Source organism: Pseudomonas fluorescens (assembly GCF_001648775.1).
Lineage (GTDB): Bacteria > Pseudomonadota > Gammaproteobacteria > Pseudomonadales > Pseudomonadaceae > Aquipseudomonas > Aquipseudomonas fluorescens_M.
Genome location: NZ_LVEJ01000023.1, coordinates 313,321 through 327,848, shown reverse-complemented (window position 1 = coordinate 327,848; position 14,528 = coordinate 313,321). Strand labels below are relative to the sequence as shown.

The 14,528-nt window shown below is 60.6% G+C and carries 11 protein-coding genes; 4 read left to right on the top strand and 7 right to left on the bottom strand.

Going from position 1 to position 14,528, the window contains the following annotated elements; genetic code table 11:
- Window positions 1-240 precede the first annotated feature (240 nt).
- Complete coding sequence (locus A8O26_RS21610; protein ID WP_064119773.1) at window positions 241-2,439, bottom strand: hypothetical protein; 2,199 nt, start codon at window positions 2,437-2,439, stop codon at window positions 241-243.
- A gap of 197 nt (window positions 2,440-2,636) precedes the next feature.
- Between A8O26_RS21610 and A8O26_RS29525 the strand changes: the two genes are divergently transcribed.
- Window positions 2,637-3,533 (top strand): NAD(P)-dependent oxidoreductase, encoded by an 897-nt coding sequence (locus A8O26_RS29525; RefSeq protein WP_172828189.1) that lies wholly within the window; start codon window positions 2,637-2,639, stop codon window positions 3,531-3,533.
- Here A8O26_RS29525 and A8O26_RS21600 read toward each other — a convergent pair.
- Window positions 3,424-5,706, bottom strand: a complete 2,283-nt coding sequence (locus A8O26_RS21600) for a putative bifunctional diguanylate cyclase/phosphodiesterase (protein ID WP_064119771.1) — start codon at window positions 5,704-5,706, stop codon at window positions 3,424-3,426. The two genes, A8O26_RS29525 and A8O26_RS21600, sit on opposite strands and share 110 nt — an antisense overlap.
- 148 nt (window positions 5,707-5,854) lie before the next feature.
- Window positions 5,855-6,223: a YkgJ family cysteine cluster protein gene (locus A8O26_RS21595; RefSeq protein WP_064119770.1), complete on the bottom strand. Its 369-nt coding sequence runs from the start codon at window positions 6,221-6,223 to the stop codon at window positions 5,855-5,857.
- A 302-nt stretch (window positions 6,224-6,525) separates the two neighbouring features.
- Between A8O26_RS21595 and A8O26_RS21585 the strand changes: the two genes are divergently transcribed.
- Window positions 6,526-7,875 carry a spinster family MFS transporter gene (locus tag A8O26_RS21585; protein WP_064119768.1) on the top strand — a complete coding sequence of 450 codons (1,350 nt, stop codon included), beginning with the start codon at window positions 6,526-6,528 and terminating at the stop codon, window positions 7,873-7,875.
- Between the two features lie 172 nt (window positions 7,876-8,047).
- On the opposite strand, the gene rapA is transcribed toward A8O26_RS21585, so the two are convergent.
- A complete protein-coding gene (gene rapA, locus A8O26_RS21580; protein ID WP_064119767.1) occupies window positions 8,048-10,894 on the bottom strand; it encodes an RNA polymerase-associated protein RapA in 2,847 nt (948 codons plus the stop codon).
- 230 nt (window positions 10,895-11,124) lie between these two features.
- Between rapA and A8O26_RS21575 the strand changes: the two genes are divergently transcribed.
- A complete protein-coding gene (locus A8O26_RS21575) occupies window positions 11,125-11,466 on the top strand; it encodes a hypothetical protein (protein WP_003222394.1) in 342 nt (113 codons plus the stop codon).
- Here the strand turns inward: A8O26_RS21575 and A8O26_RS21570 are convergent.
- From A8O26_RS21570 to A8O26_RS21560, 3 genes are all read right to left on the bottom strand, one after another.
- The gene (locus A8O26_RS21570; protein WP_064119806.1) at window positions 11,436-12,629 is read right to left on the bottom strand and encodes an aminotransferase class V-fold PLP-dependent enzyme; all 1,194 of its coding nucleotides are present in this window, start codon (window positions 12,627-12,629) and stop codon (window positions 11,436-11,438) included. The two genes, A8O26_RS21575 and A8O26_RS21570, sit on opposite strands and share 31 nt — an antisense overlap.
- A 14-nt stretch (window positions 12,630-12,643) precedes the next feature.
- Complete coding sequence (locus A8O26_RS21565) at window positions 12,644-13,114, bottom strand: RidA family protein (RefSeq protein ID WP_064119766.1); 471 nt, start codon at window positions 13,112-13,114, stop codon at window positions 12,644-12,646.
- 88 nt (window positions 13,115-13,202) lie between these two features.
- Window positions 13,203-14,069 (bottom strand): LysR substrate-binding domain-containing protein, encoded by an 867-nt coding sequence (locus A8O26_RS21560; protein WP_064119765.1) that lies wholly within the window; start codon window positions 14,067-14,069, stop codon window positions 13,203-13,205.
- 183 nt (window positions 14,070-14,252) lie between these two features.
- On the opposite strand from A8O26_RS21560, the gene A8O26_RS29985 reads away from it, so the two are divergent.
- A complete protein-coding gene (locus A8O26_RS29985) occupies window positions 14,253-14,414 on the top strand; it encodes a hypothetical protein (RefSeq protein ID WP_172828188.1) in 162 nt (53 codons plus the stop codon).
- The last annotated feature ends 114 nt before the right edge of the window (window positions 14,415-14,528 follow it).

Genomic DNA, 14,528 nt, shown 5'->3' with positions numbered 1-14,528 from the left:
GCGTGATGGCACGTTGCCGTAGAGAAACACCCCAAGCGCGGGCGGCCTCACGGTGACGTAAACGTAACGGGAACAGTTTAGTAAGCAGCCTAACGGCTGCTTAATTGTTTCTGGATATTGGAAAGGCTGAAATCTTCAGTGAATGTGCCGGCCCCTTCGCGAGCAAGCTCGCTCCCACAGGGGAATGCATTCCAAATGTGGGAGCGAGCTTGCTCGCGAAGGGGGCGACTCGGTCCTGGATCAGACCGTGAACGACTTCCCGGTATGGTTATTCAGCGAAATAACCTTGGTCTTGCCAATCCGGTGACGGTAGATCTCGCGCAGGTACTTGATCGACTTTTTCACGCAATCGCGCGACAGGCGAATGTCGTTGATCGAGACAAACTTCTCTTTGTCGTTGATCAGCTCGCGGTACTTCTTCTCGTACATCGGTTTGATCGCGTACCAGTTGGTGTCGAGGATCTTCGCCGGGTTCTCGAACTCGTTGAGCAGATCATCGATGCGGTCTTCGTCGAATTCTTCATTGATGATGAAGTCGAGAATCGAGTTGTCCAGGGTCTCGTCGAAACGGTACGGGTTCTTCGCGAAGCAGCGCTTGATGAACGCCACGATCAAGGTCAGGAAGTCGTCCGACAGGCACGGGCTCTTCGCGATCAGAGTGGTCAGCGACAGGTTGGCCGAGGCACCGATCACCAGCGCGTAACGCTTGAGCGTGGTGTTGGGGAACAGGCTGTTGAGGTGGGTCTTCAACCGGTTCAGGTCCATGTACGACAGCTTGTAGTCTTTCGGCAGCGAAACGATCGAGACCACCGACGAGCAGTTCTTGAAGAAGTGCAGGTCGTGCAGCGCGGCGGCGTCGTAGCCGGAATTCTTGTACTGCTCAAGCGACGCGCGATAACGCTTGGACTCGATCGGCAACAGGCTGATGCCTTCGATCGCCTGCGTCACTTTGTTGAAGTGCGGCAGGTCGATCGAGCGGAAGAACAGGTCGTCGATGTTCAGACGCTGCGGCTCTTTGTCGAACACCTTGAATTTGTCGCTGCTCGGCGGCGGGGTTTCCGGCACCACCGATTCGGCGTAGGCAATCGCCACCGGGCCGGCCAGACTCATGAACAGGTCGTTGGCGTCGAGGCGAATGGTTTCGCCGATGTCGATGCCGGCGCGACGGAAGTAGTTCTGGTCGTAGTCAGTGGTGACTGCCTGCGCGGTCAGAATGTTGAATATCTGCTGCGAGATGTACTGGTTGGCGTGCTTTTCCATCGCATTGACATCAATGTTCTGGATGTTGCCGTCATCGCTCTCTTCGGCGTAACGCATGATGTCGTTGGAAATCAGCATCATCGCGTTCCACGGGCGGATACGGCCCATGACGCTAGCTTCGCTGCTGTCTTCATTAGCGAAGTTGTAAGAGAAATCCCATTCTTCCGAGAGGTATTTGCACAAGAGGCGACCGGCGTTGATGTGCAGCGCCTCGGACATTTCGCTGCGGTGATCGGAAATGTTCGGCAGCACGCAGATGCCGCTGGTGAAGATCGGTTCGAAGACGAACGAATGACCGCTCTTGCCGTCATGCTCGTCCATCGGCTTGGTGTCGAAGGTCTTGTTCATGTACGAGTGCTGCTGGGCCAGGCCGAATTCCGAAGCCATGCCTGAACCGGTACCGCCGCCGGCACTGAAGATCGAGAAGTACAGGCGCGACTGGTTGGCCTTGATGCCGCAGCTGTCGATCAGGTACGAGTGGATCATTTTCCAGTCAGGGCTGGAGAAGCGCTGGGTGTCCTTGTTGAGGATGATCTTCGCCAGGTACTGGCCGAGGATCGGCGCGTTACCGGCGCCACCGGCGTGGACTTCGGACAAGTCCATGATCTTCATTTTGCTGTAGTCGCGCAGGAAGCCGCTTTTCTCGCCCTTGCGCGAGAAACGGATGCGCCCGGCGATGTCCTTGTCGAGGTCGCCGAGCATCACCAGCGGTTCGACCAGAAACACCGGTTTGGTCGATTTGTTCGGGCCGATGCGCAAGTTGTTCTTGATCCACTGCGCCGGGCTGTAGCCCTTGTCGGCCAGTCGGCGATCCGCCGCACGGTCTTCGTTGTTGAATTCGTTGAGGTAGAACTTGCGTGCGTTGTACACCAGCTCCGCGACGTCGAGGGCGATGTTGGAGCCGCAACGACCGAGGCCGATCAGGCACACCGAGGGGAATTCCTGGTCGTTGTGCTGTTCGTTGTCGCCTTCCAGGTGCGGCGGACGCGGGAACACCAGATCACGCAGGCCGTCGAGGTTGTCGAGGATGCGGTCGGTATTGGTTTCGGTGAAGTACAGGTATTGCTGGGTCGACAGCGGGCGCGACGGGACCAATGGCTTCGACGATGACGGGCTGTTGGCGGCGGGGCTCAAAGTCAGATCGGATACCGCAGTGGCGGGATTGTTTTTAGAAGTCATTGTGCGCCATATACCTGGACTGGTTGGCTCGCGGGCCAGTTGCCTGCGAACCTCACGGAATAAGATCTCGCGTCTTTTATGTGCGCGAATTGAGCCCGAGCGTCAGGGTTTTGGCCTGACTGTCGCTGGGGGGAATCCTTTCCTGATCGTTGATGAATCGGCCATTATTCGGCGATCTTTAATCGAAAAGAGGCAAAATGATGTCAACGCTACCTTCGTTGGGGTTCGCCGGAATCGGTCTGATGGGCCTGCCCATGTGCCGGCGTCTGTTGGCCGCGGGTTATCCGCTGACCGTGTGGAACCGCAACCCGGCCAAGTGCGCGCCACTGGTCGAAGCCGGTGCCCGACAGGTCGCAAGCCCTGCGCAACTGTGCACACACGCCGACGTGGTGATGTTGTGTCTGGCCGACACGGCGGTGGTGCGCGAAGTCGTGTTCGGCCCGCACGGTGTCGCCGAAGGTGCAAAAAAAGCCCAGTTGCTGGTGGATTTTTCCAGCCTGGAACCGACGGCCACGCGCGAAATGGCCGCCGAACTGCTGGAGAAAACCGGCATGGCCTGGCTGGATTCACCGGTGTCCGGCGGCGTGGTCGGTGCCGAGGCCGGTAGCCTGGCGATCATGGTCGGTGGCGAAGTAGCAGATCTTGAACGCGTGCGTGCAGTGCTGCTCAACCTCGGTCAGCGTGTCACGCACATGGGCGGCGTCGGCGCAGGCCAGGTGACCAAGGCCTGCAACCAGATGATCGTCGCCTGCAATGCGCTGGTCATCGCCGAAGTGGTGGCGCTGGCCGAGCAGGCGGGCGTTGATGCGAGTCTGATCGCCGAAGCGTTGGCCGGTGGTTTTGCCGATTCGAAACCGTTGCAGATCCTCGCCCCGCAAATGGCCGAAAGCCGTTTCGAACCGATCAAGTGGCACGTGCGCACCTTGCTCAAGGATCTTGATACGGCAGTGAAATTTTCTCGCGAACAAGGCTCGGCGACACCGATCAGCGGATTGGCCGCACAATTGATGCGCCTGCATGGGGCGCAGGGCTTTTTGGCGCAGGATCCAGCGACACTGGTGCAAATGTACCGCGCGCCAGAATCAACGGATTGACCGCGTGTGAATGCTTGCGCTGATTGATTTCTTCCAGCACCGGGCGCAGTTCGTCCAGCGGCACCGGGCGGCTGAGCAGGTAACCCTGAATGAAGTCGCAGCCCGAGCGTTCAAGGAATTCGTATTGCTCCAGGCTTTCCACGCCTTCGGTGACCACCTGTAGATGCAGGGTGTGCGCCATGACGATGATCGCCTGAACAATCTCCATGTCGGCGGTGGCTTTAGGGATGTCGAGGATGAACGAGCGGTCGATTTTCAACGTGTTGAGCGGCAGACGTTTGAGGTAGGCGAGCGACGAATAGCCGGTGCCGAAATCATCGATCGACAGTGAAACGCCGAGGGCGCGAATCTGCCGCAGCAACACCAGCGTGTTGGCGATGTTGCCCATCAAGGCGTTTTCCGTGACCTCCAGTTCCAGCCGTTCCGGCGCAACCCCGGCGCAGCGCAAGGCATTTTCGATTTCGCTGGCGAGTTCTTCCCGGGCGAGGTTGAGCGGCGAGCAGTTCCAGGCAATTTTCAGTTCTTCGCAGCCATGCCGTGACAACTCACCGAGGTCCTTGCAGGCCCGGCGCAGCACCCAGTTGTCCAGTTCGGCGATCAGGCCGTTGTTTTCGGCGATGCTGATGAAACGGTCCGGGGTCAGCAAACCGTGCACCGGATGGCGCCAGCGAATCAGCGCTTCAAGCTTGGTCACGCGGCCGGTTTTCAATTCGAAGATCGGCTGGTAATAGAGGGTCAGGCCGTTTTCTTCGCGCAGCGCATGGCGAAGTTCTTCCTCCAGTTGCAGCTCGAAACTGGCGCGGGTCTTGAGGTTGGAACTGAAAAAGTGCAAGCCGTTACGGCCCGCGCCCTTGGACTGATACAGCGCCAGATCGGCGTGCTTGAGCAGTTCTTCGCAGGTGGTGCCGTCTTCCGGAAACAGGCTGATGCCGATGCTGGTGGTCATCACCATGCGGCGGCCGGCCAGCTCGATCGGCTCTTTCATCTTGAGCATGATGCGCTGGGCCATGTTGCGGGCTTCTTCACGCTCACGCAGGCTGATGAGGATGCAGAACTCGTCGCCGCCGAAACGCGCGACCACGTCTTCATGGCTGCGCACCGAGCCTTTGATGTGATTGGCGATGACCTTGAGCAGTTCGTCACCGGCGTCATGGCCGAGGCTGTCGTTGATCCGCTTGAAGTGATCGATGTCGAGAAACATCACCGCGAGCATGCCGCCTTCGCTGGTTTTCTGGCTGAGTTTCTCGGCGAAGATCTGGTTGAAACCACGACGGTTGATCAGGTTGGTCAGCGCGTCATAGTTGGCCACTTGTTGCAGTGACATGCGCGCCTGATCGAGTTGACTGAGCAAGGCGTTGACCCGCCGCAGGTCGTGCTCCTTGTTCTGCAGTTTCTTGTCGGCCAGCGCCGCGCTGATTGCACTGCCCAGAATCAGCAAGGCGATCAGCGCGACAGTCAGGCCCAACTGCATGTGGCTGGCCTTGACCGCCAGCGTCGGCACGCTGCCTTCGGGCAGTATCAGTTGCAGAGCGGCCATGCCGGTGAAATGCATGCTGAAAATACCGGCTCCGAGGATCAATGCCGCGGCGTACTTGAGCATCTGATGCACCAGACCGCTGCCTTCGCGCAAATAACCTGCCACCCACAACGCAGCGAAACTGGCGCCGATGGCGATCGCAATCGATAGCACGAACAGCGACGGTTGGTAGTACGCGGTGGCGCTTGATTGCATGGCGGCCATGCCAACGTAATGCATGCCGGCGATACCCATGCCAATGACGATGGCGGTCTTCAGATATTGCATCAGGCTCGGTTGCGCTTCGCTCAGCGTGTGCATGGCCAGCCACGAGGCGAGCAGGGCGATCAGCAGGGAAAACAGGGTGATGGGCAGGTCGTACTGGATGTCGATCGGTGCCTGGAATGCCAGCATGCCGATGAAATGCATGGCCCAGATGCCGCCGGCCAGACAGGTCGCGCCGATCCAGCGCCACAGTCGCTGCGAACGTGGGTCTTCGGCATGGCCCACACGCTCGGCCATATCGAGGGTGGCAAAACTCGCGGCGCAGGCGACCAGATAGGCCACCAGTACCAGCAAGGGATTATGTGTGCAATCGAGAATGACCTGCCCGCTCTCCGGCAGCTCGGTAACAAACTGCAAACCAAGCCACTCCATAGCATGCCCCATCTCTGAAGTCGTCCTTACTGCGCGTCAACGCAGGCGAATGACTGGAGTATAGAGGCGGTTTTTGCTGTGGAAGGGGTAGTGGCACATTGGCGCTAATGATTTCGGCATTAGCGTCATAGCGATTGGCGCTAAAGGCTCAAGCGATCTGTTCGAAAGGGATTTGCGCCCAGTCCGGTTGCAGAGGCGGCAAGCCGAAACGCGCGCGGGCCTTATCGCAATCGACATTCTGTTCGCCGTTTTCCCATGACGATTCGAATTCGCGGCAGGGGCTGGAGCGCAATTCATAAATCGAGCACTTCACTTCGCTGCCGACTTCGCCGACCAACGCCGTGCAACGCGGCGATTTACAGTCGGTGCCGTTCATCGCCACGCGACTGGGACTGATCTGCGTGACCAGTTCATCGGGCACCGTGCCACCGGAGGAAGCGCACTCACCCCAAAAGAACGACACGCGAAAATGGGAACAGCAGGCACCGCAATTCAGACACGGACTGGCTTCGGACATGGACGGGGGTATCAAAGGGATTGATCGGGAGATCCGGACGGATCCGGCGGCTATTCTAGGCTTCGCCACGGACTTGGGAAGGGGGGCGCGAAAGTATTTTTTTGTGGCAGGATTTTGCGGCAAAAGCCCCGGTTTTTCGGGGATTGCAGACTTATCAAGGGCTTACGTTTCGTTACAGTGGCATGAGCCTATATCAGGCAGACGAATGATCACAGACAGCTTCCGACGGGCTGACTAGATTGCAGGTTCCGGGCTCGGATGCGTTGGCAGTGAAGCCCTATAACAATAAAAGAGACGGACCCATGCAGAACTCGACCCAAGCGGCGAATGCCTGGCGCATTCTGTTCCTGCTGTTCCTCGCCAACCTGTTCAACTTCTTCGACCGCACCATTCCGGCAATCATCATTGAACCGATCCGCATGGAGTGGCACCTCAGTGACTTTCAGTTGGGGATCGTCGGCACCGCGTTCACCATTGTTTACGCCATTGCCGGCTTGCCTTTAGGGCGGATGGCCGACACCGGTTCGCGCAGCAAACTGATGGGCTGGGGCCTGGCGACGTGGAGTGCGCTGACCGCCGTCAACGGTCTTGTCGGCAGTTTCTGGAGCTTTCTGATCGTGCGCATGGGCATCGGCATCGGCGAGGCCAGTTACGCACCGGCGGCCAATTCGCTGATTGGCGATCTGTTTCCGGCGCATCGGCGAGCGCGGGCGATGGGCATTTTCATGCTCGGCTTGCCGCTGGGCCTGTTGCTGGCGTTCTTTACCATCGGTGCGATGGTCAAGGCCTTCGACAGCTGGCGCGCGCCGTTCTTCATTGCAGCGGTGCCGGGGCTGATCCTGGCGATCTTCATGTTCTTCATTAAAGAGCCGAAGCGCGGCGCGGCGGAAACCGTGCAGGTTTCCCAGGAGAAGGTCGACAAGCCGATCCGGCGAATTCTCGCGGTGCCGACCTTCCTGTGGCTGGTGATGGCCGGGTTGTGCTTCAACTTCGCCACCTATGCCTGCAACTCGTTTCTGGTGCCGATGCTGCAGCGCTACTTCCTTATGCCACTGCAGGAAGCGGCGGTGGCCACGGGTGTGATTGTCGGCGTGACCGGGCTGGTGGGTTTGACGTTGGGCGGCTGGATTGCCGACAAGATTCACCAGCGCGTGGCCAATGGGCGGCTGTTGTTTGCGGCGTTCAGCCTGATTATCTCGACGCTGTGCACGGCGTGGGCGCTGCATGCCGGGCGTATCGAGATCGGTGTGTTTGTCGCGGTGTTCAGTGTCGGTTGGCTGTTTGCCTATAACTTCTACACCTGCGTGTACACGGCGATTCAGGACGTGGTCGAACCGCGTTTGCGGGCGACGGCGATGGCGTTGTTCTTTGCCGGATTGTATTTGCTCGGTGGCGGTTTGGGGCCGGTGGTGGTCGGTGGTTTGTCCGACCATTTCGCGCACACGGCGATGATGTCGGCGGGGGCTGAGCAGATGACCGAGGCGTTCAAGGCGGTCGGGCTGCATGATGCGATGTACCTGATTCCGGTGGCGCTGTTTTTGACCATGGTGTTTCTGTTTCTGGCGGCGCGGTGTTTTGTGCGCGATGCGCAGCGGATGAAGGAAGGTTTGGTTGCTGTGGTTGAGCCAGAAGTTGCAGTAGCGACTGCATAGCCGTCTTCGCGAGCAAGCTCGCTCCCACAGTGGATCTCCAGCGTGAACACAATCCCTGTGGGAGCGAGCTTGCTCGCGAAGGAGCCATCAGCATCAACTAATGAATAACAGGCAAATAAAAAGGCCCGCATCACTGCGGGCCTTCTTGTTTTTAGCACTGGAGCAGGGCGGTTTAGCCCGCCACCAACACCCGAATCGCTTCCAGACGCAACGCCGCTTTATCCAGCATCGCCAGACCCTGCTCGCGCTGTTCACGCAACGCCACCAGTTCACTGTCACGCACGGTCGGGTTGACCGCTTGCAACGCTGTCAGGCGCGCCAGTTCTTCGTCGGTGTCGGCCGCCAGACGGCGACGGGCCTCGGCCACGCGCTCGGCGTGACGCGGGGCGATCTTGTCCTCACCGGCATTGATCCGTGGCGTCAGCTGATCACGCTGGGCCTGGATGAACTTGTTGGCGCTGGCACGCGGCACGCTTTCCAGTTGATCGTTCAAGGTTTCAAACGAGACGCGAGCCGACAGGTCGTTGCCGTTGGCATCGAGCAGGCAGCGCAGGGCGGCCGGCGGCAGGTAACGGCCCAGTTGCAGCGAACGCGGCGCCACCACTTCGCTGACATACAGCAGTTCCAGCAGCACGGTGCCCGGCTTCAGCGCCTTGTTCTTGATCAGCGCGACGGCGGTGTTGCCCATCGAACCGGACAGCACCAGGTCCATGCCGCCCTGCACCATCGGGTGTTCCCAGGTGATGAACTGCATGTCTTCGCGCGACAGCGCCTGGTTGCGGTCGTAGGTGATGGTCACGCCTTCGTCGTCGCCCAGCGGGAAACTGGCGTCGAGCATCTTCTCGCTCGGCTTGAGGATCAGGGCGTTTTCCGAATGGTCTTCGCTGTCGATGCCGAACGCGTCGAACAGGGTTTCCATGTAGATCGGCAGGGCGAACTGATCGTCTTGCTCAAGGATGTCCTCGACCAGCGCTTCACCTTCGCCAGCACCACCGGAGTTGAGCTCCAGCAGACGGTCACGACCGGTGTGCAGCTCGGCTTCGAGACGCTCGCGCTCGGTGCGCGCTTCGTCGATCAGCGCTTGCCACTCGCTGTCGTCGGCTTCTTCGAGCAGCGGCAGCAGGCGTGGGCCGAACTGGTGCTGCAAGGCGTTGCCGGTCGGGCAGGTGTTGAGGAACGCGTTGAGTGCTTCGTGGTACCACTGGAACAGGCGCTCTTGCGGGCTGGTTTCCAGGTACGGCACGTGCAGTTCGATGATGTGCTTCTGGCCGATCCGGTCGAGACGACCGATACGCTGCTCGAGCAAGTCCGGGTGCGACGGCAGATCGAACAGCACCAGGTGATGAGCGAACTGGAAGTTGCGACCTTCACTGCCGATTTCCGAGCAGATCAGCACTTGTGCGCCGAATTCTTCGTCGGCGAAGTAAGCGGCGGCGCGGTCACGCTCAAGGATGTTCATGCCTTCGTGGAACACCGTGGCCGGGATGCCGGAACGCACGCGCAGGGCGTCTTCCAGGTCCATCGCGGTTTCGGCGTGGGCACAGATCACCAGCACTTTGGTGCGCTTGAGCATTTTCAGCTGATCGATCAGCCATTCGACGCGCGGGTCGAATTTCCACCAACGCTCTTCTTCGCTGGCGTCCGGCTGCGCCTGGAAGCTGACTTCCGGGTACAGCTCGGCGTGATCGCCCAGCGGCAGTTCGAGGTATTCGTCCGGGCACGGCAGCGGGTACGGGTGCAGTTTGCGCTGCGGGAACCCTTGCACGGCGGCGCGGGTGTTACGGAACAGCACGCGACCGGTGCCGTGGCGGTCGAGCAATTCGCGCACGAGGCGCGCGCTGGCCTCGGTGTCGCCATCGTTGACCGCGGTCAGCAGGGCTTCGCCTTCGTTGCCGAGGAAACCCTGAATGGTCTTGTGCGCTTTGGCCGAGAGACGGCCTTTGTCGAGCAGTTCCTGAACGGCTTCGGCCACCGGGCGATAGTTGTCGCTCTCGGCGCGGAACGCGGCCAGGTCATGGAAACGGTTCGGATCGAGCAGGCGCAGACGGGCGAAGTGGCTGTCCTGACCGAGTTGTTCCGGGGTGGCGGTGAGCAGCAGCACGCCGGGGATGACTTCGGCGAGTTGCTCGACCAGCGAGTATTCGGCGCTGGCCTTTTCTTCGTGCCAGACCAAATGGTGCGCTTCGTCGACGACCAGCAAGTCCCAACCGGCGGCGAACAATGCGTCCTGGGCCTTCTCGTCGTCGACCAGCCATTCCAGCGCCACCAGCGCCAGTTGGGTGTCTTCGAACGGGTTGGCGGCATCGCTTTCGATAAAGCGCTCTTCGTCGAACAGCGCGACCTGCAGGTTGAAGCGGCGGCGCATCTCCACCAGCCACTGGTGCTGGAGGTTTTCCGGGACGAGGATCAGCACGCGGTTGGCGCGGCCCGAGAGCAGTTGGCGATGGATCACCAGACCGGCTTCGATGGTTTTACCCAGACCCACTTCGTCCGCCAGCAGTACGCGCGGCGCGATACGGTCGGCGACTTCGCGGGCGATGTGCAATTGGTGTGCGATTGGCTGAGCGCGAACGCCACCCAGGCCCCAGAGCGACGATTGCAACTGGCGGCTGGTGTGTTCGAGGGTGTTGTAACGCAGCGAGAACCACGCCAACGGGTCGATCTGCCCGGCGAACAGACGGTCGCTGGCCAGACGGAATTGAATGAAGTTCGACAGTTGGGTTTCCGGCAGGGTGACGGCTTCGTTCTGCCCGTTGAGACCGTGATAAACCATCAGCCCGTCGACGTCGTCGACTTGCTGCACGGTCATCTTCCAGCCTTCGAAGTGGGTGATGCTGTCACCCGGCGAGAACCGCACGCGGGTCAGGGGCGCATTCCGTAGCGCGTACTGGCGGGTTTCGCCAGTGGCCGGGTAAAGCACGGTCAACAAGCGGCCGTCCTGTGCCAGAACGGTGCCTAAACCAAGCTCTGCTTCGCTGTCACTGATCCAGCGTTGCCCCGGTTGATACTGCTGCGCCATGCTGCCTGACTCCCACCTTGAAAAAGCGGGCTATCTTAACGGAATGAGGGCCCGAGGCCAAAGGATTAGGAGTCGCACCCGGCTTTTAACTGCACAGGGAAGATTAGGTCATGCGTCGGTTTTACCAAGGAGCAGGGCACCTGTGAGTGCCAACCCGGTCACAAGTTTGCGACCGGCGGCTCAAGCCATCATCGCCCAAGCCGATAGCCTGCTGACAGGAGACCCCTTATATGTTGCCACCGATGCTCCCCCTGAGCGCTGTGCCGATCACTTCCCAGCAGGATCCGATCCGCCAGCGGCCGGATATTCCTCCGGTGGTGCCGGTGCAGGAAAGCTCCAACGAAAGCACGATCGACCTGCAAAAGCGCGATCCGGAAGAGGACCGACTGCTGGCGCGCGAAGAACAGCGTCGCCAACAGGAGCGTGATCGCCGCCGCCGCGAAGCCGACGAAGACCCGGAAGAACACCTGGCGGTGCCCGGCACCGAACTCAATGCCGACAACACCGTGCCGGTGGTGCCGCTGATGGAAGACCAGCCGCGTCAGGGCTTGTGGGTCGATATCGAAATCTGAGGCTGCCCGGCCAGTTCCAGCAGATTGGCCAGCAATCCGTCGATTTCCTCTTCCGTGTTGAAATAACTCACCGCCACCCGCGCGATGCTGTGCAGCCCTCGGGCGTGCATGTCCAGCGGGGTGTAGGCGATGCCGTTGGCGCCAATGTTGATGCGCCGTGTGGCCAGCGCCTGTTTTAACGCCAGACTGTCCCAACCTTCGAGCGTGAAGGCGATCAGCGCGGATTGTCGGTGCGCCGCGCCGAGGTCGCGCAAGGTCAGCCCGGGAACCGCTGGCAGGCGCTGGCGCAACAATCGGCTGAGATGTTCGATGCGCCGACGAATCGCTTCCGCGCCGATCCGGTTATGCTCCTCCAGGGCATTGGCCAGTCCGGCGAGCAACGCCAGCGACACTTCACTGGTTTCGAAACGTCGGGCGTCATGGCGCAAGGCAAAGCGCTGGCCGTCCCACGGCGCCGACAATACATCGCGTTGCAGCGGCAACAAACGCTGCAGAAATGCCGGGCGGATATACATCAGCGCGGTGCCGCGCGGGCCCCGCAGAAATTTGCGTCCGGCACCCTTGAGCACATCGCAGCGCAACGCCTGAACGTCGCAGGGCAACTGCCCCAGTGCCTGACCGGCGTCGATGAAGTAGGGGATGCCGTGGCGCTGCGCAACCTCGCCGATCTCGGCCGCCGGGTTGATCAGGCCACCATTGGCCGGCAGCCAGGTCAGGGCAATCAGGCGCACATCGGCGTCGATCATCTGGGCCAACGCCCGTGGATCGACCGCGCCGTGGTTATCGCAAGGAATCACTTCCAGCCGCGCGCCGGCCTTCACCGCTTCCGCGATGCAGGCCAGATTGCCGGCCCATTCATGGCGCCCGACGAGTATCCGGTCACCCGGTTGCCAGGCCGGCAACGCATTGAACGCCTGGCTCCACGCCGCCGAGCCACTGCTGGCGAACGCGATGTCCTCAGGCTGGGCGTTGAGCAAGGCTGCGGCGGCGATTCGGGCGCGTTGTTGCACCTGGCCGTCGGCAATCTCCATCGGCCCTTCGTGTGCTTCGCGTTGCAGTTGCGCAATCACGCTATCCAGCGTGGCTTGGCTCGGCAGCGAGGCGCCGGCATGGTTGAAGTGGATGACCTGCGCGCAGCCGGGCGTGGCGTTGCGCAGGGTCATGACATCGGCGATGTTCACGGTTGCAGCTCGAAAATGGCATCGATTTCCACCGCCACACCAGCCGGCAGGCTCGCCACACCGACGGCGGTGCGCACGTGTTTGCCTTTGTCGCCGAGGGCGTTGACCAACAGGTTCGAGGCGCCGTTGGCGACCACGCCTTGGCGCTGGAAATCAGCGGTGCTGGCGATGAACACACCCAAGCGAATGATCCGCACCAGTTTCGTCAGGTCATCGCCCAGTGCGTCACTGAGCTGGGCCAGCAAACCCAGGGCCGCCAGCTCTGCGGCTTGCACGCCTTCGTCGTCGCTGAGCGCTTCACCGAGTCGGCCGAGGAACGCCGGTTTGCCGTCGAGCAGCGGGATCTGCCCGGAAATGAATAATTGATTCTGGCTGACCACGTGATTGACGTAGTTGGCAATCGGCTGGCTTGGAGTAGGCAGGCGCAGGCCCAGTTGCTGCACGCGTTGGCTGAGAGAGTCGGTCATGGCAAGTCCTCCGGAATGAAGGCTTGAGCATGTCGCGGCGCGCCGGGGGCGACAAACGGATAGATTTAATCCGACGAATCGAAATCGCTCATACGTCGGCCGTGACCTCCAGCCAGCGGGTGAAACTGGTCACTGCCGGGTTTGGCGTGTGCTCGGCGGTGACCAGCCAATAACCGATATCGCCCACCAGCGGCGGCGTGTCGAAGGCCGGCACCAGTGCGCCTTCCCTGAGCCGGCGCTCGATCAGGCGTTGCCTGCCCATGGCAATGCCCTGACCGGCGACGGCGGCCTCAACGACGATGTTGTAGTCGTGGAGCATGACACTCGGGGCATGCGTCAGATCGATGCCGCTGTGGTGTTGCCAGTCGATCCATTCGAACGGCTGGTGCGACTTGGCCATCAGCAGCGGCCCGTTTTTTACGCCACTGGCCTTGAAGGCCGGGCTGCACACCGGTGTCAGGGTTTCGCTCATGAAGCGCCGGGCCTGGACTTTCGGCCAGCCACCCTTGCCATAGCGGATCGCCAGATCGACTTCGCCGCCATCGACATCGGCCAGTTGCACAGCCGGCCACAGTTCGACGTGGATCTGCGGGTGTTTTGCGTTGAAATCAGCCAGTCGCGGCGCCAGCCACAGGGTGGCAAACGAGGCGAGCAGACCGATGCGCAGCGAGGTCGGCTGTTCCGCGCGCAGTTGCCGGGTGGCCGCGGCGATGGCGCTGAGGGCGGGTTCGATTTGCCGGTAATACGCTGTGCCTGCGGGCGTCAGATCAATCGCGCGGGTGCGCCGTACAAACAAGCGCAGGTCAAGAAAGGCTTCGAGTCTCTGCACTTGATGGCTGATCGCACTTTGCGTGACCGACAATTCATCGGCAGCCTTGATAAAGCTCAAATGCCGCGCCACGGCCTCAAAGGCACGCAGGGTCAGCAGCGGTGGCAGATCCTGATGCAACGACACGGCAGACATCCTCGGGGTTGGGTGCAGGGCGCCGATTGTGCGGGGAAATCCGGCCAGTGGTACATCAATTGTTGAACAACCGTTACGCCAGTGGCTGGTCAGCGCTCGCGCCAGGCCGCATTATTGGCGCAGTCCTGCCGGTGATGCGGCAGTTGTGATCTCTCAAGCGATGTACTGAACGTTATGAGCCAAGACGACAAACTGATCGACCTCAGCACTGAGCGCGCCAAACGCGTGCATGACCTTAACGAGAAGCGCCTGAACGAAGTGCGTCAGGCCTTCGAGCAGGCAATGCCGTTGGGAAAAACCAGGAAAAAGTCGAAAAACAAGCCGAAAAAGCGTTGATCTCCCCCTGCATCGTTGATGCAGGTCATTTAATTTTCCTCCTTTACTCCCCTTCGTTGCTGGTATTGATCCCGGTCAATTTGTGCGCCTGTGTGTTTGGTAACTTAGTCCCAT

What these genes read in the sequence shown, in the direction of transcription:
- A8O26_RS21610 (WP_064119773.1), bottom strand. Translation starts at nt 2,439, where the DNA reads ATGACTTCTAAAAACAATCCCGCCACTGCGGTATCCGATCTGACTTTG.
- A8O26_RS29525 (WP_172828189.1), top strand. Translation starts at nt 2,637, where the DNA reads ATGATGTCAACGCTACCTTCGTTGGGGTTCGCCGGAATCGGTCTGATG.
- A8O26_RS21600 (WP_064119771.1), bottom strand. Translation starts at nt 5,706, where the DNA reads ATGGAGTGGCTTGGTTTGCAGTTTGTTACCGAGCTGCCGGAGAGCGGG.
- A8O26_RS21595 (WP_064119770.1), bottom strand. Translation starts at nt 6,223, where the DNA reads ATGTCCGAAGCCAGTCCGTGTCTGAATTGCGGTGCCTGCTGTTCCCAT.
- A8O26_RS21585 (WP_064119768.1), top strand. Translation starts at nt 6,526, where the DNA reads ATGCAGAACTCGACCCAAGCGGCGAATGCCTGGCGCATTCTGTTCCTG.
- rapA (WP_064119767.1), bottom strand. Translation starts at nt 10,894, where the DNA reads ATGGCGCAGCAGTATCAACCGGGGCAACGCTGGATCAGTGACAGCGAA.
- A8O26_RS21575 (WP_003222394.1), top strand. Translation starts at nt 11,125, where the DNA reads ATGTTGCCACCGATGCTCCCCCTGAGCGCTGTGCCGATCACTTCCCAG.
- A8O26_RS21570 (WP_064119806.1), bottom strand. Translation starts at nt 12,629, where the DNA reads ATGACCCTGCGCAACGCCACGCCCGGCTGCGCGCAGGTCATCCACTTC.
- A8O26_RS21565 (WP_064119766.1), bottom strand. Translation starts at nt 13,114, where the DNA reads ATGACCGACTCTCTCAGCCAACGCGTGCAGCAACTGGGCCTGCGCCTG.
- A8O26_RS29985 (WP_172828188.1), top strand. Translation starts at nt 14,253, where the DNA reads ATGAGCCAAGACGACAAACTGATCGACCTCAGCACTGAGCGCGCCAAA.